21 protein-coding genes are annotated in these 21,690 nt (G+C 32.1%); 18 read left to right on the top strand and 3 right to left on the bottom strand.

Going from position 1 to position 21,690, the window contains the following annotated elements; genetic code table 11:
• The first annotated feature begins 191 nt into the window (after positions 1 to 191).
• From PP176A_RS04980 to PP176A_RS16605, 8 genes are all read left to right on the top strand, one after another.
• Positions 192 to 995, top strand: a complete 804-nt coding sequence (locus PP176A_RS04980) for an SDR family oxidoreductase (RefSeq protein WP_071139363.1) — start codon at positions 192 to 194, stop codon at positions 993 to 995.
• Complete coding sequence (locus tag PP176A_RS04975) at positions 967 to 2,883, top strand: BglG family transcription antiterminator (RefSeq protein ID WP_071139362.1); 1,917 nt, start codon at positions 967 to 969, stop codon at positions 2,881 to 2,883. Before PP176A_RS04980 ends, PP176A_RS04975 begins: the two co-directional genes overlap by 29 nt.
• Positions 2,880 to 3,332: a transcriptional regulator GutM gene (locus tag PP176A_RS04970; RefSeq protein ID WP_071139361.1), complete on the top strand. Its 453-nt coding sequence runs from the start codon at positions 2,880 to 2,882 to the stop codon at positions 3,330 to 3,332. The genes PP176A_RS04975 and PP176A_RS04970 overlap by 4 nt, the downstream gene beginning before the upstream one ends.
• A gap of 17 nt (positions 3,333 to 3,349) precedes the next feature.
• Positions 3,350 to 3,904 (top strand): PTS glucitol/sorbitol transporter subunit IIC, encoded by a 555-nt coding sequence (gene srlA, locus PP176A_RS04965; protein ID WP_071139360.1) that lies wholly within the window; start codon positions 3,350 to 3,352, stop codon positions 3,902 to 3,904.
• Between the two features lie 19 nt (positions 3,905 to 3,923).
• The gene (srlE, locus tag PP176A_RS04960) at positions 3,924 to 4,928 is read left to right on the top strand and encodes a PTS glucitol/sorbitol transporter subunit IIB (protein WP_071139359.1); all 1,005 of its coding nucleotides are present in this window, start codon (positions 3,924 to 3,926) and stop codon (positions 4,926 to 4,928) included.
• A gap of 40 nt (positions 4,929 to 4,968) precedes the next feature.
• Complete coding sequence (locus tag PP176A_RS04955; protein WP_071139358.1) at positions 4,969 to 5,328, top strand: PTS glucitol/sorbitol transporter subunit IIA; 360 nt, start codon at positions 4,969 to 4,971, stop codon at positions 5,326 to 5,328.
• A 144-nt stretch (positions 5,329 to 5,472) separates the two neighbouring features.
• Positions 5,473 to 5,778, top strand: coding sequence for a type II toxin-antitoxin system RelB/DinJ family antitoxin (locus PP176A_RS04950; protein WP_071139376.1), 306 nt, complete (start codon positions 5,473 to 5,475; stop codon positions 5,776 to 5,778).
• The gene (locus tag PP176A_RS16605) at positions 5,775 to 5,906 is read left to right on the top strand and encodes a hypothetical protein (protein ID WP_255401570.1); all 132 of its coding nucleotides are present in this window, start codon (positions 5,775 to 5,777) and stop codon (positions 5,904 to 5,906) included. The genes PP176A_RS04950 and PP176A_RS16605 overlap by 4 nt, the downstream gene beginning before the upstream one ends.
• A 291-nt stretch (positions 5,907 to 6,197) precedes the next feature.
• Here the strand turns inward: PP176A_RS16605 and PP176A_RS04940 are convergent, their stop codons facing one another.
• Positions 6,198 to 7,562 carry an aldehyde dehydrogenase gene (locus PP176A_RS04940; protein ID WP_071139357.1) on the bottom strand — a complete coding sequence of 455 codons (1,365 nt, stop codon included), beginning with the start codon at positions 7,560 to 7,562 and terminating at the stop codon, positions 6,198 to 6,200.
• 176 nt (positions 7,563 to 7,738) lie between these two features.
• Between PP176A_RS04940 and PP176A_RS04935 the strand changes: the two genes are divergently transcribed.
• A complete protein-coding gene (locus PP176A_RS04935; RefSeq protein ID WP_071139356.1) occupies positions 7,739 to 8,704 on the top strand; it encodes a hypothetical protein in 966 nt (321 codons plus the stop codon).
• Between the two features lie 62 nt (positions 8,705 to 8,766).
• Here PP176A_RS04935 and PP176A_RS04930 read toward each other — a convergent pair whose 3' ends face one another.
• Positions 8,767 to 10,125 carry an RsmF rRNA methyltransferase first C-terminal domain-containing protein gene (locus tag PP176A_RS04930; RefSeq protein ID WP_071139355.1) on the bottom strand — a complete coding sequence of 453 codons (1,359 nt, stop codon included), beginning with the start codon at positions 10,123 to 10,125 and terminating at the stop codon, positions 8,767 to 8,769.
• A gap of 106 nt (positions 10,126 to 10,231) precedes the next feature.
• Here PP176A_RS04930 and PP176A_RS04925 point away from each other — a divergent pair, with 106 nt between their 5' ends.
• From PP176A_RS04925 to fni, 5 genes are all read left to right on the top strand, one after another.
• Complete coding sequence (locus PP176A_RS04925) at positions 10,232 to 10,804, top strand: DJ-1 family glyoxalase III (RefSeq protein ID WP_071139354.1); 573 nt, start codon at positions 10,232 to 10,234, stop codon at positions 10,802 to 10,804.
• Positions 10,805 to 10,946: 142 nt separating this feature from the next.
• A complete protein-coding gene (locus PP176A_RS04920) occupies positions 10,947 to 12,245 on the top strand; it encodes a glutamate--cysteine ligase (protein WP_234958809.1) in 1,299 nt (432 codons plus the stop codon).
• A gap of 15 nt (positions 12,246 to 12,260) precedes the next feature.
• Positions 12,261 to 13,583, top strand: coding sequence for a glutathionylspermidine synthase family protein (locus PP176A_RS04915; protein ID WP_071139352.1), 1,323 nt, complete (start codon positions 12,261 to 12,263; stop codon positions 13,581 to 13,583).
• Between the two features lie 36 nt (positions 13,584 to 13,619).
• Positions 13,620 to 14,231, top strand: coding sequence for a DNA-3-methyladenine glycosylase (locus PP176A_RS04910; protein WP_071139351.1), 612 nt, complete (start codon positions 13,620 to 13,622; stop codon positions 14,229 to 14,231).
• Between the two features lie 53 nt (positions 14,232 to 14,284).
• Positions 14,285 to 15,319: a type 2 isopentenyl-diphosphate Delta-isomerase gene (fni, locus tag PP176A_RS04905; RefSeq protein ID WP_071139350.1), complete on the top strand. Its 1,035-nt coding sequence runs from the start codon at positions 14,285 to 14,287 to the stop codon at positions 15,317 to 15,319.
• On the opposite strand, the gene PP176A_RS04900 is transcribed toward fni, so the two are convergent.
• A complete protein-coding gene (locus PP176A_RS04900) occupies positions 15,316 to 17,091 on the bottom strand; it encodes a DUF2207 domain-containing protein (RefSeq protein ID WP_071139349.1) in 1,776 nt (591 codons plus the stop codon). The two genes, fni and PP176A_RS04900, sit on opposite strands and share 4 nt — an antisense overlap.
• Before the next feature lie 227 nt (positions 17,092 to 17,318).
• On the opposite strand from PP176A_RS04900, the gene PP176A_RS04895 reads away from it, so the two are divergent.
• From PP176A_RS04895 to PP176A_RS04880, 4 genes are all read left to right on the top strand, one after another.
• Entirely contained in the window at positions 17,319 to 18,062 is a 744-nt protein-coding gene (locus PP176A_RS04895) for an endonuclease/exonuclease/phosphatase family protein (RefSeq protein WP_071139348.1), read from the top strand.
• A 457-nt stretch (positions 18,063 to 18,519) separates the two neighbouring features.
• The gene (locus PP176A_RS04890) at positions 18,520 to 19,347 is read left to right on the top strand and encodes a radical SAM protein (RefSeq protein ID WP_071139347.1); all 828 of its coding nucleotides are present in this window, start codon (positions 18,520 to 18,522) and stop codon (positions 19,345 to 19,347) included.
• The gene (locus PP176A_RS04885) at positions 19,338 to 19,634 is read left to right on the top strand and encodes an SPASM domain-containing protein (RefSeq protein ID WP_071139346.1); all 297 of its coding nucleotides are present in this window, start codon (positions 19,338 to 19,340) and stop codon (positions 19,632 to 19,634) included. Before PP176A_RS04890 ends, PP176A_RS04885 begins: the two co-directional genes overlap by 10 nt.
• 311 nt (positions 19,635 to 19,945) lie before the next feature.
• Positions 19,946 to 21,631, top strand: coding sequence for an ABC transporter ATP-binding protein (locus tag PP176A_RS04880; RefSeq protein ID WP_071139345.1), 1,686 nt, complete (start codon positions 19,946 to 19,948; stop codon positions 21,629 to 21,631).
• The last annotated feature ends 59 nt before the right edge of the window (positions 21,632 to 21,690 follow it).

Raw genomic sequence — 21,690 nt, 5'->3', positions numbered from 1 at the left:
TTGAAGGCAGAAATTCAGGATAAAGCAAAGAACGAATCAGAATCAGTTCTTTGCTTTATCCTTTTGTTTTTAAGTTGTTAATTAGTATACCTTATTTTCTTATTGCTTTAAAAAGAGTGTATTAATTTAAGCTGCATTTAGATATATACTTTTTAATGTAAACAGAAAACTATTGAAAGAGAGGTGTAAAGATGTCAACAGACTGGTTAGGGATTTCCGGAAAAGTTGTAATTGTCACGGGAGGCTCTTCAGGAATCGGAGAAAGTATAATAACAGAATTATTGGAGCAAGGGGTAAAGGTAGTTAATGCAGATATTCATGATAATGGGAAAAAACATGATAATTTGTTGTTTGTAAAAACAGATGTATCGTCAAAAAAGGATGCGGAAAAAGTTGTTGAAGAAACTCTCAAGGCTTTAGGGACAATAGACGGCCTTGTAAATAATGCGGGAATAAATATTCCAAGGCTGTTAGTAGATAAAAAGCATTTTTATGGTAAATATGAGCTTTCTGAAGATGTATTTGATAAAATGACAACTATTAATCAAAAAGGTGTCTATTTAATGGCACAAGCTGTGGCGAGAGTTCTTGTCAGGAAAAATTCAGGAGTGATTATAAACATGTCTTCTGAAAGTGGCCTTGAAGGTTCAGAAGGTCAAAGCTGTTATGCTGCTACAAAGGCTGCCATAAACAGTTTTACCAGGTCCTGGGCGAAAGAACTGGGGAAATCAAATATAAGAGTAGTGGGGATTGCTCCCGGCATAATGGAAGAGACCGGCTTACGTACTTTGGAATATGAAACTGCCTTGGCATATACAAGAGGAATTACCGTAGAAAAACTAAGGGAAAATTATAGTAGGACAAGTACTATACCATTGGGGAGGAGTGGAAAGCTTTCTGAGATAGCGGATTTAGTATGCTATTATTTATCCGGCAGATCCAGTTATATTACAGGAATAACTACAAATGTTGCAGGAGGGAAAAGCAGAGGTTAAAGAATGGAGGAAGGTGTTAGTGTCTCTCGTAAAAAAGTGGTATCTAATTTTAAATACACTTTTAGTAAAGGAATATATTACTGTTGAAAAACTAAGTGACATTACTCAGACAACTTCTCAGACTTTAAAAAAGAATATTGAATTATTGAATGATCAACTTAAAGGAATAGCATCAATATTGTGGGAAAAAGGCAGCTATTATTTGTATATCGAAAATTATTCGGCGTTTAAAGAAATTATGAACGGAGAACTGAAAAAGGATATGGACTTTAATTCTTCAAGTAAGCGAATAGCTTTTATTTTAAAAACTTTGTTAAATACCAAGGGATTTGTTACAATGGACAGTTTGGCAGAAAGAATTGAAGTAAGCAGAGGAACGGTAAACAAAGATGTGAAGAATATAAAAAAAATAATTTCAGACTTTGGCATAAGTTTATATGGAATACCGAACAAAGGTATAAAAATTGTCGGGGACGAATTAAACAGACGGTTGTTATTGCTATATTATGTTTATGATTATTATTTTGCGGATTACAAACTAAAGAAAAGCACAGTCGAATATATAGACAAAATTGCAGAAGAATACCAGTTAAGCAATTATAATACGGCTATCATGAAAAAAGTTGTAGGTATTACTTTAGACAGAGTAGGAAAAGGCTTTTATATAAACAAGGAAATACCTTACTATAATAATTATGAAGGAAATTCAAGCTTTATAAAGAGGTTTCTTTATCATTTGGAAAAAGAATATGACATAGCCTTGGGGCCGTATGATCGAGACTTTGTCATTTTCCCGGTTAATATCAGAAATTCCGCTTATGTAAAGAAGGAGAGTATGGAGAAATATGAAAAAGGCATAAAAGACCTTTTCAATGATATGATAAGGAAAATCAGGGCAAATTTTATGCTTGAATTAGATGACAATCAGTTATTTGAAGAAATGAAATATCATTTGATGTTTATGGTGAACAGGCTTGTATTTCATATAGAATCGTTTAATTTGTTCTATGACGAGATTGAAAAGAAATATCCTTTTTCTTATGAATTGGCGAAGATGGCTGCGAATGTTATAGAGTCACGTTTAATGATAAGTGTGGCACAACCGGAAATCAGTTATCTTGCCGTATATTTTGAATTAATTTTATACCATAAAGACAGAGAAAACAGGCAAAAACAGATTGCGATAGTAAGTAATTTTGGGAAAGGCACGTCAATGTTAATAAAGAAGCAGATTCAGGAAATTTTGGGACCTGAGGTGACTATATTGCAATTTTCGGAGCAAAATTACACAAAACAAAATTTTAAAATTTTTTTTGCAGTTTTTACCACGTTTCCCATAGAAATAGATAAAAGAATACCTGTAATTCAAGTGGCTAATTTATTTGATAACAACTGGGTTATTAGCGAGTGGAATAAAATAGAAGAGGAACAAAATTTTGATATTGCTTACATTGATTTTTCATTTACCGTTCTGGACGAAGAAAAAAGTTATTTTGATAATGTTAAGTTTATGATTTGTAGATTGATTAAAGATAAGAAGTTAAATCCTAATTTTATAAATTTATGGCAGGAAAGAGAAAAAAAACAGTCCACTATCTTTGAGCAGGGGATTGCGTTTCCCCATACGTTAAATAAAGGATTTAATAAAATAGTGTTGAGTGTAGGAGTATTTAAAAATCAACTATTTGTTGGAAATCAAAGTATTCAAATCGTATTTTTGGCAGGAATACCCGAAAATATAGATGATGGTGCTGAGAATTCTTTACTGGAAATGTATGATTTGATATTTCGAATAGCAAGAAGAAAAGAAATTCATCAGAAAATCGGAGAAACAACAAATGGAAAAGAATTTATTTCACTTTTAAAAAGGGAGGGAATATTGCGGTGAATATATATATATTTGGATTGTTTGTACTCTCGGCCTATTTATTGCAAGTGTTTTTTGGGGCAAAGCAAATTCGACATTTTAATGAAGAATACGGTAGATTGAAAAATAAAGGAAAAGTAGCGATAGGAAAAAGGCCGGGAAAATTTCATGTTGGTACTATTGTTATGCTGGCAACAGATGATAACGGGGAAATTTTAGAAGCTGTAAAAATGCAGGGAATTACAGTATTATCTAAGTTTAAACCTATTATCTCACTGACGGGACAATATATTCAGTTGATAAATGAGCATTCTTTAATTGATTGCGGAGAAAACAATCTGACTAAGAAAACCATATTAAATGCAAGAGATGTATATCTGCATGTTAGCCGGGGAGAGAAAATACCTGAAACAAAAAGTCCTCTTGCTCTGCTAACCTCGAAGATAAAATTATTAAAAATAAAAAATTAAAAGGATGGTGTTGAATAATGGCAGCAGTAGCAAAGATTGCTAAGGGATTTATGAATTTATTTGAAACAGGAGGGAATACCTTTTTAGGATGGATGAAAGGTATAGTGCCTGTTGTTTTAATGCTGATGGTATTAATGAATACCATAATCAGCCTCCTGGGGGAAGAAAGAGTAACAAAGATTGCAAAGGCTTCTTCAAAAAATCCGTTTACCCGATATTTAATATTACCCTTTTTAGCTGCATTTATGCTGGGAAACCCCATGTCCTTTACATTGGGCAGGTTTTTGCCGGAGTATTATAAGCCAAGCTATTTTGCATCTTTAGCACAATTTTGCCATACAAGCAATGGCATATTTCCTCATATTAATCCGGGAGAACTCTTCGTTTACCTCGGTATTGCTCAAGGAATAGAAAAGTTAGGATTAAACACCATGGATTTAGCAATTAGATATATGTTAGTCGGGATACTGATGAATTTTATTGGAGGCTGGGTCACAGATTTCACAACAGCTTATGTTTGTAAACAACAAAATATAATGTTAAGCAAACAACCGAAAGTAACAGCTGAATAAGAAAAAGGAGGAATTTTAGATGGCAAAGTACAGAAGTATAAAAATAAAAAAAGGAAGCGGTGGTTTTGGAGGACCTCTTATAATTACTCCGACCGAAGAAAGATATAAAATTTTATATGTAACAGGAGGAGGAGAAAAACCTGATATAGTTGATAAAATGGCAGAGTTATCAGGGATGGAAATAGTTAATGGTTTCAAGACGTCGATTCCCGATGAAGAAATCGCATTGGCTGTAATTGACTGTGGAGGGACATTAAGATGTGGGATTTATCCTCAGAAAGGAATACCGACAGTAAATATTGTACCTACAGGGAAGAGCGGACCTTTAGCAAAATATATTACAGATGATATATATGTGTCTGCCGTTGGCGTAAATCAAATAGAATTAACCGACAAATCAGAAGCTTCTTCCGAAAAAGCTGAAAAGAGCAATAAACAAGTAAAAAGAGAATATAAGTACGATACTACTAAAAAGATTACCGAACAAAAATCTGAGAAAAGTCTTATTGCCCGTATAGGAATGGGAGCAGGTAAAATTGTAGCTACTTTTAATCAAGCGGCAAGAAGTGCGGTTCAAACAATTTTAACTACAGTTATACCATTCATGGCTTTTGTATCTTTACTAATCGGAATAATAGAAGGTTCAGGAGTCGGAAATTGGTTTGCAAATATTATGACTCCTTTAGCGGGAAATATTATTGGATTAATTATAATCGGATTAATCTGCTCTCTGCCGGTTTTGTCTCCTTTATTGGGTCCGGGGGCAGTTATTGCACAAATTATCGGTACTTTAATAGGAGTGGAAATAGGAAAGGGAAATATTCCTCCTCAACTTGCTCTGCCAGCTTTATTTGCAATTAATACACAAAATGCTTGTGATTTTATTCCAGTTGGCTTAGGGTTAGAGGAAGCTGATGCGGAAACTGTTGAAGTAGGTGTTCCGTCTGTTTTATATTCGAGATTTTTAAACGGTGTGCCTCGGGTGATTGTTGCATGGCTTGCCAGTTTTGGGTTGTATAGCTAATAAAGTATAATTATAATATAGGAAGGAACAGGAATAACTGATGAAAATTTTTGAAACAACAGTAAAAGGAATTGGCTTGAATGCAGAATTGTTTAAACATGAAAACTTATTAATACTCTTTGGTGAAAATGCACCGGATACTTTGGCAGATTATTGTTTTAATATTGAAATGAATAAAAGCGAAAGGGAGATAAAGCCCGGTATGACCTTAAAATTTGATGAACAGGATTATAAAATAACAGCGGTGGGAGAAAAAGTAAAAAAGAATTTAGATGATTTAGGACATATTACAATAAAATTTGATGGTTCTACAAAAGCAAAACTGCCGGGTACTCTTTATGTAGAAGAGAAAGAATACCCAGTCGTTCAAATCGGAACGAAAATATCTATTATTTTGTAAAAAAATATAAAAATAGCAAAGGTTGTCATTCCTACACCTTCAAATGGAAAACTTGAATTTGTGGTATACATTATAATTTTGGCAAATGTATTGCTTTTGTATATATAATAGCATATAATTAATATATGGAGGGAGTGATTGGCAATGGCAAAAACAACAAATCTGTATATAAGGATTGAACCTAAACTTAAGGAACAGGCAGAGTTAGTTCTTAAGCAATTGGGAATTCCGGTATCTAATGCAGTGAATATGTTTTTAAAACAAGTTGTTATGCAAAGAGGAATTCCCTTTGATGTTAAGCTTCCTGCAACAAAGCCTGTGGGAACAGCCGGCTTAACAGAGAAAGAGCTAAATGCGGAACTTGAAGAAGGCTATGCGGATTTTGTTCAAGGGAATACAAAGTCGGCAGAGAAAACTTTTTCGGATATTCGCAAGGATTATGAGATATGAAATATAAAGTAGTATTAACGGAACAAACAGATGCAGATTTAAGAAGTATATATGAATACATTGCATTTACACTGCTTGAACCCGGAATAGCAGTTAAGCAATTAGAGAGAATTGAGAAAGCTATATAAAGTTTAGATGAAATGCCTGATAGATTTAGGGCATTTGAAAATGAGCCGTGGCATAGTAGAGGACTACATCAAATGGTAGTAGATAATTTCGTTGTATTCTATATTCCGAAGTTAGAGGATAAAGCAGTTACTGTCATTCGTGTTATGTATGGAGGACGGGTTAAAAAGATTAATCAATATTGATAAATAAAATTAGAATTTATATAATATCTTCATAGTAAAATAAATGGGATAATAAAAATAGCAAAGGATACCGTATTCTTTGCTATTTTTATATAAAAAATCTCTCAATTATTTTAACACCTTTTTAATAAATTTCAGTTTATCTCCATAAGGAGGATATCTTAAATTTATATCTATTTTAGTGCTTTTTCTTAGGACACTTTTATAGTGAGTAAAGGTATCGAAACTTTTCTTCCCATGATAGCTGCCTATTCCGCTCATTCCCACACCGCCAAAAGGAAGGTTTGAATTTGCGATATGCATTATAGTGTCATTTATACACCCACCGCCATAGAACGTATTTCTTATTATCCTTTGAATTTTTTTCTCGTTATTTGAAAAGAAATATAAAGCCAAAGGTTTTTCATGTTCATTTACTATGTCTATTACTTCATCTAAGGACTCATATTCGAGGATTGGAAGGATTGGACCGAATATTTCTTCTTTCATTACGGGTTCATCCCAAGTTACGTCCTTTAGTATTGTTGGAGAAAAATACAGATTATCTGAATTTATTTTTCCCCCGTATACGATATTGCTTTTTTCAATAAGTTTCTTTAATCTGTTTAAATGATTGAGATTTACTATTCTTCCGTATTCTTTATTGTTTTCGGGATCTTTTCCGTAAAATTCTTCTATATAATATATCATGTTATTTATAAGTTCATCTTTTACTTTTTTCTGGACTAAAATGTAATCAGGGGCTATACAAGTCTGTCCGCAGTTTAGAAATTTTCCCCATACTATTCTTTTAGCGAACAATTTTAAATCTCCTTCCCAGTCTACAATACAGGGGCTTTTTCCTCCAAGTTCAAGGGTTACGGGAGTTAAATTCTTTGAAGCTTTTTCCATTATCAATCTCCCTACAGAAGGGCTGCCTGTATAAAAAATATAATCAAATTTTTTCTCTATTGCCTTTCTCCCTTCTTCTCCTGTGACAACATACAAATATCCTTTGTCAAAATTATTATTTATGATTTCTTCGATTATTTTGGTAGTATTGACAGAAGTACTTGACAGCTTAATAATCGCGGTATTTCCGGCGGCCATAGCTCCTATGAGAGGCCCGAAAGCTAATTGAAAGGGGTAGTTCCAAGGAGATATTATAAGGGTGTTGCCGAAAGGCTCCGGATATATGCAGCTTTGTGATTTAAAATTTGTAATAGGAGTCCTTACTCTTTTTACGGCACTCCATTTATTTAAATTGGATACTGCATACGCTATTTCACTTAATATGAGCCCTACTTCGGTGGAATACCCTTCAAAAGGGGATTTACCAAGATCATAATTCAAGGCATCCAATATTTCTTTTTCATTTAAAATTATTAAATTTTTTAATTTATTTAAGGCGCCCTTTCTGAAATTTATGTCTATGGAAGCTTTTGACTTAAAAAAATTCCTTTGATTATCTAAAACAGCATCTAAATTATTCATTTTTATCACCTGCTTTTAATAATACTATACCCCTTTTCATAAAATTTGTAACTTTTTTGTAACTCATAACTGATTTAATTCTGGTATACTTAAAAAAGAATATAAATTTGAAAAAAATTTTTACTTTAGTATAATTGTATTAACAGGATACAAAGATTAATGAAAGAGGTAATGTTATGAGATGGAAAAAAGGGATAGCTTCATTTATTATCATATTATTAATAGTTATTTTAATAATAGGCTGTAATAAGAAGGAAGAAAATGGGGGAAATACAAATACAGGAGAAAATAAACCCAACGGATCCGAAAAACTGACCGAAAACAATGAGAAAAAAATTATGGAAGGATTTAGAAAACTCACCTCCGGCAATAAAAAACCTTTTGAAATAGCTAAATATATCGATGCCAATATTGCCAAAGTCAGCAAAGAAAATGCTCAGGAGATGATCATCGGCTTGGAAGAATCTCAGGAATATTTTTCACAGGAATACATAGATGAACTTTTTAAAGGAAACAGACAAGACCTTATCATTAAAGCTGGAGGACCTTTTAGCTTTGACTCATCTAAGATTGAAGCTATAGAAGATAAAAGCTTAAAATCTGTTATTACAAATATATATGACGGAAAATACAAATTGATGGCAGGAGAAGGAAGTTATTATCCTATTATTGATTATGACCGATATAAGGATTATGAAAAATATTTGCCGGATGAGATTAAGGAATATATTGATATAAAGTCAATGGAATCCTCAGATCCTTCTATGAGAGATGCAGAACTTGGAATATCCTGGGATGAACTTGGAGAGAGATTGTTGAAAACCGAAAACTATTTGAAAAAATATAAAGCAGGAGTTAAATCCGAAGAAGTGACCAGGCTGTACGGAGAATATCTGATAATGTATCTGCAGGGAGGCGATAATTCTCCCATATATGATTATCAAACAGGATTAATACACAACGAGGTAATGACAAGCTATAAAAAATTAGTAAACAATAATGCCGATACTATTTCCGGTGATATTGTTAATAAATATATAAAGGCAATAGAGCAAAATAAGTTGAAAATAGACAGCAGTATTACAGCAAAAGTGATTGAGCTGCATAACCAAGCAATAGCCAAAGCAGAAGAAAATAAATAAGCCACCACAGGCATAGTTTCTAAACCCCTTCAGAAAAATGTAGAAACTATGCTTATTTTTTATTATAGCCACCTTAATCCCTTAGGGTAATGATTTTTAAGGACTCCATTACTCATCTTTCCCCATCCTATGGAATATCCGTCTACCAAAACCAAATTCCATCCTTTTGTTCCATGAAAATTTAATGTTTCACCCTTTAAATATCTTATTATTTCATCGCTGTGGGAGGAAAATGATACTGAATTTTCAAAATCATCCTTTTTTAGATAAAGGGCAAGAGAATGAGAAGGCTCAAATCTGTTTTTTTTCAATATTCCTATATGAAGACCCGGTCTTAATACCTTTAAGCCTTTTATATCTATATTTTCCTTTAACATATATATATTATCTCCAAAAGGGAATATATTTCCGTTTAAATCCCTTTTAAGATAATTTTCCTTAAATTGATAAAAATCCTTCAACTTATTTTTATCAAGGGGATATTTAACTTTGTTGAAGTGGGCAGAACTACCTCCGTTTTTCCTCATTACCGCTATAAAATGGCCTTCTCCTTTCACTTTATGGGGCCATATTCTGATGGCTTTATCTATCTCTTCAAAATTACTTACAGTCCATTTATTTTGTCCATGTTCAAATGGATAAAAATCTTTTTGCTTTTCCAAAGAAAATTCTTTGTTTTTCTTTAAAAATTTTTCTATAACCTGTTCGTTTTCTTCAGGAGAAAAGGTACAGGTGGAATAGACCAATAATCCGCCCTTCATGACCGTATCTTTTGCATATTCTAAAATATTTAACTGCCTTTCTGCACAGGTACGAACATTTTCCAAACTCCATTCTTCTGATGACAAGGGCTCCTTTCTGAACATTCCCTCACCTGAACAGGGGGCATCTACCAATACCCTGTGGAAGAAATCCCTAAATTTTTTTGAAATAGTTTCAGGAGGCTCATTTGTTACTATAGTATTTTCAATTCCCATTCTTTCGATATTCTCCGAGAGAACCTTTGCTCTTTTAGGATTTATTTCATTAGATATTAAGATGCCTTCTCCTTTCATTTTTCCGGCAATTGCAGTGGACTTTCCGCCCGGAGCGGCACATAAATCAAGTATTTTCTCATTAGGCTGGGGATTTAGAAATTCGACTACTGCCATAGCGCTTGGCTCCTGTATGTAATACATTCCTGATTCGTGATAAGGATGTTTTCCTGGATTATCCCCAGGGAGATAATAAAAGCCTTCTTTACACCAAGGAATAGGGCTCAAAACAAAATCATTTATATTTAAAAAATTATCTGCCGATAATTTCAGGGTATTTACTCTTAAACCGTATGTTCTTTCACCTTCATAACTTTTTATGAAAGAAAGGTAATCTTCGCCCAACATTTTTTTCATTTTTTCTTTATATTCTAAAGGTAATATCATAGGTTTTCTCCTTTTATTTATAGTATATCACTTTACATTACTGATTTATAAATTTATTTTGTGGTATTATATAATAGTAATAGAAAGTTTTTAGGGAGGGATTTTTTTGAAAGAGATATTGGTACTATTAGCCGACGGATTTGAAGAAGTGGAAGCATTAACGGTTGTAGACTATTTAAGAAGAAAAGATATACTGGTTAAAACATGCTCCATAAGCAAGAGCAAAATAGTGATTGGAGCACATGATATTCCTGTGGAAGCTGATTTACTTATTGATAATATAAGAAATATTGAGGACTGCAATGGAGTAATAATCCCCGGGGGAATGCCGGGAGCTGAAAATTTGAAAAACAGTAAAGCGGTAATCAATACAGTGCAGAAATTTTATAAGGAAAATAAATTGATAGGAGCAATATGTGCAGGACCTATAGTATTAAAAGAAGCGGGAATTATTGAAGGAAAAGATATAACCAGCTATCCGGGATTTGAAGAAGATTTGAAGGGAGGCAACTATAAAGAAGACTTGGTAGTTCGGGACGGAAATATTATTACTGCAAGAGGACCTGCTGCGGCAGTATATTTTGCCCTTGAACTTATAGAATATATATCGGGGAAAGAAAAATCAGACGAATTAAAAAATGACATACTTTTAAATATGGTTGAGGAAAGGTATCAATAGAAATACTAAGATATCATCATGGCTTTTCTATATTTTTAATTTAGTATGGGAAAGCCTATTATTTTTTTAACATTAGGGTATATATATTAAAATAGGTTTAAAATCTTTAGAGATGCTAATTTATTGTGAAGGGGAGCTAATAGTGGAAGATTATGAAAAGCAGATAGAAGAAATAACTCGGTATTTCAGAAACAATGAAAAGAAAAAAGAAGATTTTAAGTTGGGAGTAGAATTAGAACATTTCATTATAGACAAAAATACATTGAAAACCGTTTCATATTATGGAGATAACGGAGTAGAAGAGACATTAAAGGATTTGCTTTTTAAAGGCTGGGAAGGAATGTATGAAGGAAACAACCTTCTTGGCCTTATAAATAAAAACAACACCACTGTAACTTTAGAGCCGGGAAGTCAAATTGAGCTGAGTATAGAGCCTCTTAAGGAAATAAAGGATATTGAAAAAGAGTATTTTGATTTTTTATATGATATAATTCCGATATTGGAGAAAAAAAATCAAAATATTATTGCTGTGGGGTACCAGCCCAATACGAAGATATCCGATATAAGGCTTATTCCCAAGCAGAGATACGACTTTATGTATGAATATTTTAAGACCAAAGGTTCCCATGCTCATAATATGATGAAAGGAACTGCTTCTCTTCAGGTATCCGTAGATTACAAGTCAGAGGAAGACTATATTAAAAAAACACGTATAGCTAATGCTTTAACACCTGTTATATACGATATGTTTGATAACTGTTTGTATTTTGAAGGGGGAATATGGAATAAGTTTAATCTCAGGACTTATATATGGGAAAATTGTGATAAAGACAGATGCGGTACTGTAGAGGGAGTCTTTGACGAAGATTTCGGATATGCAAAATATGCGGAGTATATTTTAAACAGGCCCATTATATTTACCGAAGATAAAAAAGGAGATCATTTTACCGGAGAAAAATTATTTAAAGAGATGTTTGACCCGAATCATTATTCAATAGAGGAACTGGAACATGCGCTGACCATGTTTTTCCCCGACGTAAGAACCAAAAAATATATTGAAATAAGGATTATGGACGGAGTCCCTTACCCTTTGAATTTTTCTGCCATAGCATTGTGGAAAGGTCTTCTTTATAATGAAGATAGTCTTAATTTTTTATATGACCATATAAAGAACATGAAAGCAGAAGATATAAAGAAAGGAAAGAAGGAGATAATCGAGAAGGGACTAGGCGGAATATACTTGGGAAGAAAAGTTAATGATTTGGAAAAATGGTTGTTGGATATTTCAAAGAAAGGGTTAAACGGCAAAGAATTAGATTATATTTTGCCTTTGGAGGAAATGGTAAGGGAAGAGAAAACGCCCCGCAAGATAACCGAGGGGAATATGAGACTTGGGAAAAGAGAGTCTTTGAATTGGTGTGTTATAAATAATATAATATAGCGGAGATGAATAAAGATGGACTGGGAAAAAATAAACAATGAATATATAAATTTGATTGAAAAGAATCCTTATGAATACTATGAAGATTATAAAAAAACATTGGAGGCAGTCAGAAATTCTACTGCCATATATAAAGGAGAACCTGTGCCCTTTTTATATCATCCTATGTTTTATACTCCGGAAGATGTGAAGGACTTCGAATATATAGGTAAGATCATCATGTCCATAGCCAACAAAGTGGCTAAGAGGTACATGGATTTTCCGGAGTACAGAACTAAATTTGAATATTCCAAATTATTGGAAGATCTCATATTGATTGATGAGGGATATCATATAAACGTACCTATCGGAAGATTTGATATATTTTATGGCGGGAAAGATAATTTCAAGTTCTGTGAATTTAATACGGACGGATCTTCTGCCATGAATGAAGACAATACATTGGCAAGAATACTGATGGATACAAAAGCCATCAATAATATGAAGAAGAAATATAATATAAGTTACTTTGAATTAATATATAAATGGGTCGAAGAAAGCACTAAAATATTTAAAAAATTTAATCCTGATATAGAAAAACCAAATGTAGCTATTGTGGACTTTAAAGAAAGCGGAACTCCCTATGAATTTGAAGAATTTAAAAAAGCTTACATAAATAAGGGGTTTAAGGCAGTAGTGGCAGATCCGAGAGAGCTGAAATATATTGACGGGAAATTGTATTTTAAGGATATAAAAATTGATTTAATATACAGGAGAATAGTAACCAAGGAATTCGTGGACAGAATCGATGAAATAGAGGATTTGGCCAATGCATATAAAGACGGCAGTGTCTGTATGATAGGATCCCTTAAATCTCAGATAATGCACAATAAAATAATATTTAAAGTACTTCATGAAAAGGAAACATTACAGTTTCTTACAGAAGAGGAAAGGAATTTTATAAAAAAGCATATCCCCTATACGGAGGAATTCAACGGAGAAGATATATACAAAGAGGTATTGAAAAATAAGGATAAATATATATTGAAGCCTAAAGACCTGTATGCATCAAAGGGAGTATATGCAGGGAAGAGTTTTTCTTCAGAAGATTGGAAAAGAATAGCAGACGAATCTTTGGGGAAGGAATATATATGCCAGGAATTCTGTGAGCCCTTTACCAGGGAATTTGTCAATTTCGAGGATGGAAAACTTAAAGTTAGCAAACTTAAAACGATAACGGGGATATTCATGTATAATGAAAAATTTGAAGGCCTTTATACAAGACTGGGGAAAAGTACTATTATTTCCGGACTTCATGATTACTATACCGTTCCTAATATAGTTGCAGAAGAAAAATGATTTTTTTATTATTTCGACATATAAAGGAAGATAAGAATGAAACTTAATGATAATTTTTATTTGGAAAATACCGAAACAGTAGCAAGGAAACTTTTGGGAAAGATTTTAGTTCATAATATAAACGGAAATATTCTCAAAGGAAAAATAGTAGAAACAGAAGCCTACATGGGAGTCACAGATAAAGGGGCCCATTCCTACGGAGGAAGAAGGACCAAAAGAGTGGAAATCATGTATGGGCCGCCGGGAAGAGCTTATATATATTTTATATACGGAATGTATTACTGCCTCAATGCTGTTACTCAAAAAGAAGGAATTCCGGAGGCAGTCCTCATAAGAGCATTGGAGCCCTTGGAAGGCCACGATATTATGGCATTAAACAGGTTTAATAAAGAATATAAAGATTTGACATCCACTCAAATAACAAATCTGACAAACGGACCGGGAAAGCTTTGTATGGCTATGGGAATAGATAAAAAATTAAACGGAAATATGCTTTCAGGGGATACTTTTTATATAGAAGAAGGAAATAACGATAAATTCGATATAATAAAGACCAAAAGAATAGGTATAGATTATGCGGAGGAAGCAAAAGATTTTCTTCTGAGATTTTATATTAAAGGCAGTCCTTTTGTATCAAAAAAGGGTTAAAATAAGATTAAATGTTACACATGATAATTATATAAAACAATGTGAGGAATACTATGAAAAACAACGGAGAATTTCATATAAGAAAGAAAAGAAAAAAGGAACATATAGATTATTTTCTTAAATCCAACCATAATAGAAGCAATTTGTTTGAAGACATATATATTGAACATAATGCATTGCCCGAGCTGAACTTGGAGGATATAGATACAAAATGTTTATTTCTCGGGAAATATGCAGAATATCCTATAATGATAGATGCAGTTACGGGAGGAACGGAATTTTCCCGGGAAATAAACGGAGATTTGTCAAAATTGGCTCGGAAATTTAGTATTCCCATGGCGGTAGGTTCCCAAACCATAGCTTTGGAAAATGAAGGGAGCAGGGAATCATTTAAAATAGTAAGAGAAAATATGGGAGAGGAAGGAATAGTCATAGCCAATTTAAATGCTCATTCTTCCTTAGATGATGTTTATTGTGCCATAGATATGATAGATGCCGATGCTGTTCAGCTTCATCTGAACACAGCTCAGGAATTGGTAATGAAAGAAGGGGACAAAGAATTTAAAGGCATTTTGGAAAATATCAAAAATATAGTTTCTTCTCTTTCCAAGCCTGTTATTGTAAAAGAAGTAGGGTTTGGAATATCGGGAAATGTATTATCAAGATTATATGATGCGGGAGTTAAATATGTTGATATATCAGGAGCAGGCGGAACAAATTTTATAGAAATAGAAAATGAAAGAAACGATGAAATGGATTTTTCGGATATTTATTCTTGGGGAATACCTACTGCTCTAAGCCTTATTCAGTGCAGAAGATTTAAAGATGATGTCCATATTATTTCCAGCGGAGGAATCAGAAATTCTCAGGATGTAGTTAAATCTTTAATATTGGGGGCCGAAATGGTAGGCATAACGGGAGAAATTTTAAAGCACCTTCTCTATAGCGGTTACGAAGGGGCCTATACATATATTCATGGGATTGTATATAAACTGAAAATGCTTATGCTTCTGTTGGGAAAAGAAAATTTATCGGAATTAAAAAATACCCCTTATAAAATTAAAGGGGTATTGAAAGATCTCATTTAAAATCCTCCGGCACCGCCACCTCCGGCACCGCCACCTCCGCCTCCGGAGAAGCCGCCGCCGCTGCCGATGTTTCCCGAAGAAGGAGCAACAGGGCTGAAGGCACTGTTAATACTTCTGTCAAACGTGTTATTTTTCGTTGAACTCATAAGAAAATACCAGTAAATCCATCCGTTATTATTATAATAATAGTCATCGGAAAATTGGACTTTATAATTGTTTAATGTTTTTCTGTTAATGCCTAAAGCCAAAGCATATATCAAAGCTGTATCCGGAGGATATTTAAAGATATTCTTTTCCTGTGTATTTTCTTTTTCTTTCATGTATTTTATAAACTCTTTCCATTTTCTTTGCTGGGATTTACCTAAATCCGACGGCCTAAGCAAAAGAATTATTCCATATATCAAGGAAAATATGGACATAATCAAAGGGAAAAATCCATACGGTTCCCCAAACACGAAATCCATAACTGATATAACCAATAACACAGGAAATAGTATGATGAACATAATTCCCCACGGTTTTCCCTTTCCGTCGAAATATCCTCTTTTTCTTGATTCTTCTTTAATCAATTTTTGCCATTGATAATATTCCTGTGAAAAGCTTTTGTATTTTTTCTTTCCGTAATCTTCAATTTCTTCCGTGGTGACTCTGCCTTTTTCTCCAATAGTGTCTATAATCCAATTCATAAAATATTTTTCATGGTCTAATAGATCAGCCTCTTCATTTTTAATTTTAGTTATGATTATATTATTTAAATTTTTCTTGTATTCCCCTCCGTCTTCGATTTTTAAGTACCCTCTTCTGGCTAAGTCCAATATCGTTGCAATTACCGCATTTGTTGTTACGGACATATTACAGAGATATGAAGCTACAGCAGGGCTGCACTTTTCAGGTATAAAATCAGGATTCACCTTTTCATACAAGTCATTTTCTCTTTTGAACTTACTCAGTGAAATAGAAATGAGAATTAAAACTATACCTCCCGATATCAGGGAAATATAATTAAAAACATTTCCCATATATTCGTTTCTGATGGTTTTTTCTCTTGCTGATTCTTGAAGCTGACTTTCCTCTTTTAATATTTCGTTGTAATTATTTTTGTCAACCGATTTTTCGGAGTTTAAAATAAATTCCGTGGGGAAAAGTATCCTGCCCTCAATAAATGTTCTATCAGGTACATTTTCTACTTCCAAATGAACAACATCATTGCCTTTAAAATTTATTGTTCCGTTTAAAGGCCCGTGAGCAAATATTTTAACTCTATCTGTTCTATCCTGAGGGAGTATTATATTTACAGAAAAATATTCTATGGGAGTTTCGTTTTCGTCTCCAAGAAATTTATAATACAATTCTCCCGTGTCATTATATTTAACGGCAACATTTTTAACGGTATATTTAATTCTGAATGTTTTTTCTTCGTTCTCCGAAGGAGAGTATATGGTTATAAGGCTGTTGTCTGATTTTCTATCTATATTGAATACCCTGCTATCTCCATTTTTAGCATTATCCTTTTCTTTGTATTCAATTTCTTTTCCGTTTACCATTTGAAAAACTTGAACACCTTTTATTCCGTCTGTTTTTTCTGAACTGACATCCCTGAATACCCCGTTAAAATCCCTATTGAATTTAAATGTCAAATCCTCTTCTATATATAAATCTCCGTTTTTCCTAAGCTGTGAATTTACTATCCATCTGTTAATAAGAATATCACTTTCCGCTGATACTCCTGGTGAAAAGGAAACAATCAAAAATAGTACAAAAACTATAGGCATAAAGTATCTGAATAACTTTTTAATTGATATCACTCCTTTTTGTACGGCATATTTTTTTCACTTATCTTGTAATATATTCATATCGATAAGATTTTATCAGCTTTTTGTAATAGATGCAATAATAATTGTTTTTAGAACATAATTATCTATATATTGGCAGTATATATATTAACAAAATAAATAGTAAAGCTTATTATATGAAAATAGAAAATCGGGGAGTGAAAATAATGTACATGAATGTTCTCACATGGAATATTAAAGCCGGACAGAATAAAGACGGCAGTTATCCAATCCCAAAGACGAAAAATTTGGACAGAATTGCAGAAGCTGTTAAGGATTCCAAAGCTTCAGCTGCCTGTTTTCAAGAGGTAGATGCCTGTACCTTGCGATCCGGTATAAAAATTCATCAGGCCGCATATATTGCCGACAAACTTACCTCAATTACCGGAAAGACCTGGAATTATGAGTATATTGTCTCTAAAAATATGAATCCGGGCTATTACGGGAATGCAATTTTAAGCTGTTATCCTTTGACAACTGCTTTAAAAATTTCTTTTCCCAAGGTAAACAGCAGAGAAGACCGCAGTTTTCTTCTCACAAGGGTTGATGGGGACAATTTTTATACATATGTAGGTACATTTCATTTGGGACTGCAAGGAGATCACAGTATTCAAGCACAGCAGATAAAGGATATATTAAACAATAAAGGTTATTTTAACAAAAGATTGATTCTTGGAGGAGATTTAAATGCCCGGGAAGGTTCGGGCACTTATAATATAATGATTAATCACGGTTTTCCCATGATTGACATCGGCCCCGCAGGAGTCTGTACTTTGAACTGCTATAATAACCCTGACAATCCGAAGATTGATTTTTTGTTTATGAGAGGACTTTCGACATATACTTTAAGAAGCGAAGTACTGTCCATTGATATATCGGATCATAGGCCGGTAATATTATGTCAATGCTGAAGGGAAATAATTTATGTTGATAAATAGACTGTTCATATTGATAAAAGTACTGTCTGTCCAAAGTTATTGTGATATTTTGGAGGAGTGATAAAATTAAGGTAGGAAAACGATATAGGGGGAAAATGGAAATAGTAAAATTTTAGAGATTAAATTAAGTGGAAAGTAGGGATGAAGCTAAAAACTTAATCCTGAAATATAGTAGTATAAAGCTCTTCGAATATTCGAGAACATATAAGATTATAAAAGGAGGCGGAATTCATGAAATCATATGAACTCAGGGAAATGATAGAAGAGGATGTTGATGTTGCATCTATGTTTGATTATTCTACAGTTGATTGTGCAACACAGGCAGTCGCAGTATGTTGTAATTCATAAAACAAAATAAGTAGAATTATATAGACAAGAATAGATTTTTTATTCTTGTCTATATAATTTATATAAGATGGAGGAATAAAACATGGAATTGTCAAAATACAATATTGATTTTAATTTCGAAGATAGATATGTAATATACAATTTATCTTCGAAAAAATTTATTATGTGTAATTTAGAAAAAAAACATAATATATTTAATTTATTAAATATATTAAATAAATTAGATACATGTAATCTTAAAAAAGAAGAGAAAATTATGCTGAGAAAAATGGCAAAACAAGGCATAATAGTAGATAATACTAAAGATGAAATTGAAAAAATTAAATTTCTATTTAATAAAACCAAATATCAGGAAGGCACATTTATATTAGTTATATCACCAACGATTAAATGCAATTTCGGGTGTCCATATTGTTTTGAAACTCGCAGAGATGAAACATGGGATGAAAATTTAAGATACAATTTAATTAAATTTGTTGAAAATATAACTCCAAAAGTAAAAACACTGCAAGTGTCTTGGTTTGGAGGAGAACCAACACTTGAATATGATAATATAAGAATAGTGACTGAAAAATTTAAGTCTATATGTGAGAAGAATAAATGTAATTATATTTCTACGATAACGACTAACGGCTATATGCTTAATGATGAAAGAATAAACGAATTGGAAAGCTTAGGTATAAATAAGATTCAAATAACTATTGACGGCGACGAAAAATATCATAATGAAAAAAGGCCATTAAACAACGGAGGAAAAACATTTCAAAAAATATTCGAAAATATACTTAAAATATCAGAAAAAAATATGATGGTTATTTTAAGAATAAACTTGGATGATAAAAACAAAGATTCAATTGTACCGCTTTTAGAGAGATTTCCTGAAAAATCAGTCCCTGTCAAATGTGCATAGAAGAAGGATTAAATTTCGGTAAATTAACAAATAAAGGTTCTTTTTTAATAAAAGACCCTGCTGTTTTTTATAAATTTAGGAATTCATCCCCCTTTAATAATGATAAATGTGTAGAATGTAAATATCTTCCTATGTGCTTAGGCGGATGTTCCTATCAAAGATATAAAAAACCCAGTGTATGTGATGGAGAAAAGATATTAAAACAAATCAGTATAGAAGAGATAGCTAAACTTGCTGTTTACAATCAGATAAAAAATGGAACTATGTCTGAATATAATACTATATAATGTCTGATTTATAATATATTTTTAAATATAGATACAGTAAAAATCAAATTTTTTAATAGGTTTCAGCTAAAATGTTAAAAGAAATTAATTCCTTATATTAGTTTTAAGCTCAAATTATATTTTAATAAAAAACGGCATCGTATTAATATAATAAAGCATGATACAACATTTCATTAATATATTTAAGCTTATAATAATAAAAATAAATATATATAATAATAAAGTTAAGTTTTTCTATTGATATATTTTTTAATAGTGATATAGTTGATTTAGGAAAGCAATATAGAAATTTTTAATATTAGGAGGTTATAATGAAAAAGTATATTTTTAAGTATAAGGGAACATTTTTTTTAAGTGTTTTTATAAGATGCTTAGAAGGGGCGGCAGATGTATCAATAGCATTTTTGCTTAGTTATATTTTAGATTTTGGCACCAACAAAGATATGTCAGGATTTACTAAGAATTTAAAATATATTGTATTGTACTTAATATGTTATTTTTTTATAATCTATTTCAGAAAAATAACTCAAGCAATGTTTGTTAAAAAAAATATACAAAGTTTGAGAAATGACATATACATTAATGTTATAGATAAAAACATACCGGATTTTATCAGTAAAAATAGTGCTTCTTATATTTCGACTTTAACAAATGATATAAATATATTGGAACAGGACTATTTTATAAATTTACTTGATTTGATTGGAGAATTAGCTACACTGGCAATCGGAACTTTTGCAATCTTTAAAGTAAATGTAGAAATTGCAGTAGGGGTATTTATAGTAGGAGCTATTACATTAATTATCCCTGTAATATTTTCTAAAACTGTAAGCAGCATGAGAAAAAAATATTCCGATTCATTATCAAACTTAACTATAAATATGAAAGATACATTCAGTGGTTTTGAAATAATAAAAGGCTTTAATATAGAAGACAGTATAAAAGAGGAATTTAGCAATTATAATTTCAAAACAGAGGATTCCAAATTCAAATTTGCAAAATTTAGTTCAGGCGTAGAAACTTTATCTCAAGGTACTGGCTTTTCTATATTTTTTGTAGCTATTTTATTGGGGACTTATTTTTTTATACAAGGGAAAATTACTTTTGGGCTTCTTTTTGCAGCGATACAGCTTATGAATAACGTAGTGCCGCCCATATCTAGGCTTTCGGAAAGAATCAATAAACTAAAATCCACTAAATTGATAACCGATAATATTGAATCCATTTGTACCAAAAAAGAACTGGCTTCAAAAGGAATATCTAAAGATGATTTTAACGATAAAATAGAAATTAGTAATCTAAGCTTTTCTTATAATAGTGATAAAAAAACATTAAGGGATATAAATTTAACTATAGAAAAAGGTAAAAAATATGCCATTGTAGGAAAGAGCGGTTGTGGAAAATCCACTTTTTTGAGGATATTATTCAGATATTATGATAACTTTTCCGGAAATATATTGATGGATGGTACGGATATAAGAAATATCAATATTGATGATATATATAAAATAATGTCTATAATACATCAAAATGTATTTATTTTTGATTCGACTGTAAAGGATAATATAACTTTATACAAAGATTATAGTGATGATGAAATAAATACCACCATTAAATTATGCGGACTGTATGATTTTGTAAACAGTAAGCCTAAAAAATTGCTTGAAAATGTAGGTGAAAACGGGGTACTCCTTTCAGGCGGTGAAAAACAACGTATTGCTATTGCAAGAGCTATTATAAAAAAGACGCCTATATTGATATTAGACGAGGCAACATCATCACTTGACAGTGAAACTGCCCACAGTATTGAAAATTCGCTGCTTGATATTGATGAGTTGACTTGCATAGTTGTTACTCATAACCTTTCGGAAAGTATACTGAAACGATATGATTCGATTATTGCTATGAAAGACGGTCAAATAGAAGAGCAGGGCAATTTTTATGATTTGTTGGACAAGAAGGGCTATTTTTATAGTTTGTATAATGTTTTTAAATAAGTATGGCATAGAGCCATCAGGTTGCATAGATGCTTTGAATATTGATATATTTTTTAAGG

Origin of the sequence: Sporanaerobacter sp. PP17-6a, from assembly GCF_900095615.1 — a bacterium.
Classification (GTDB): Bacteria; Bacillota; Clostridia; order Tissierellales; family Acidilutibacteraceae; genus Acidilutibacter; species Acidilutibacter cellobiosedens.
The sequence above is the reverse complement of the archived record's forward strand: the minus strand, read 5'-3'. Positions and strand labels throughout refer to the sequence as shown.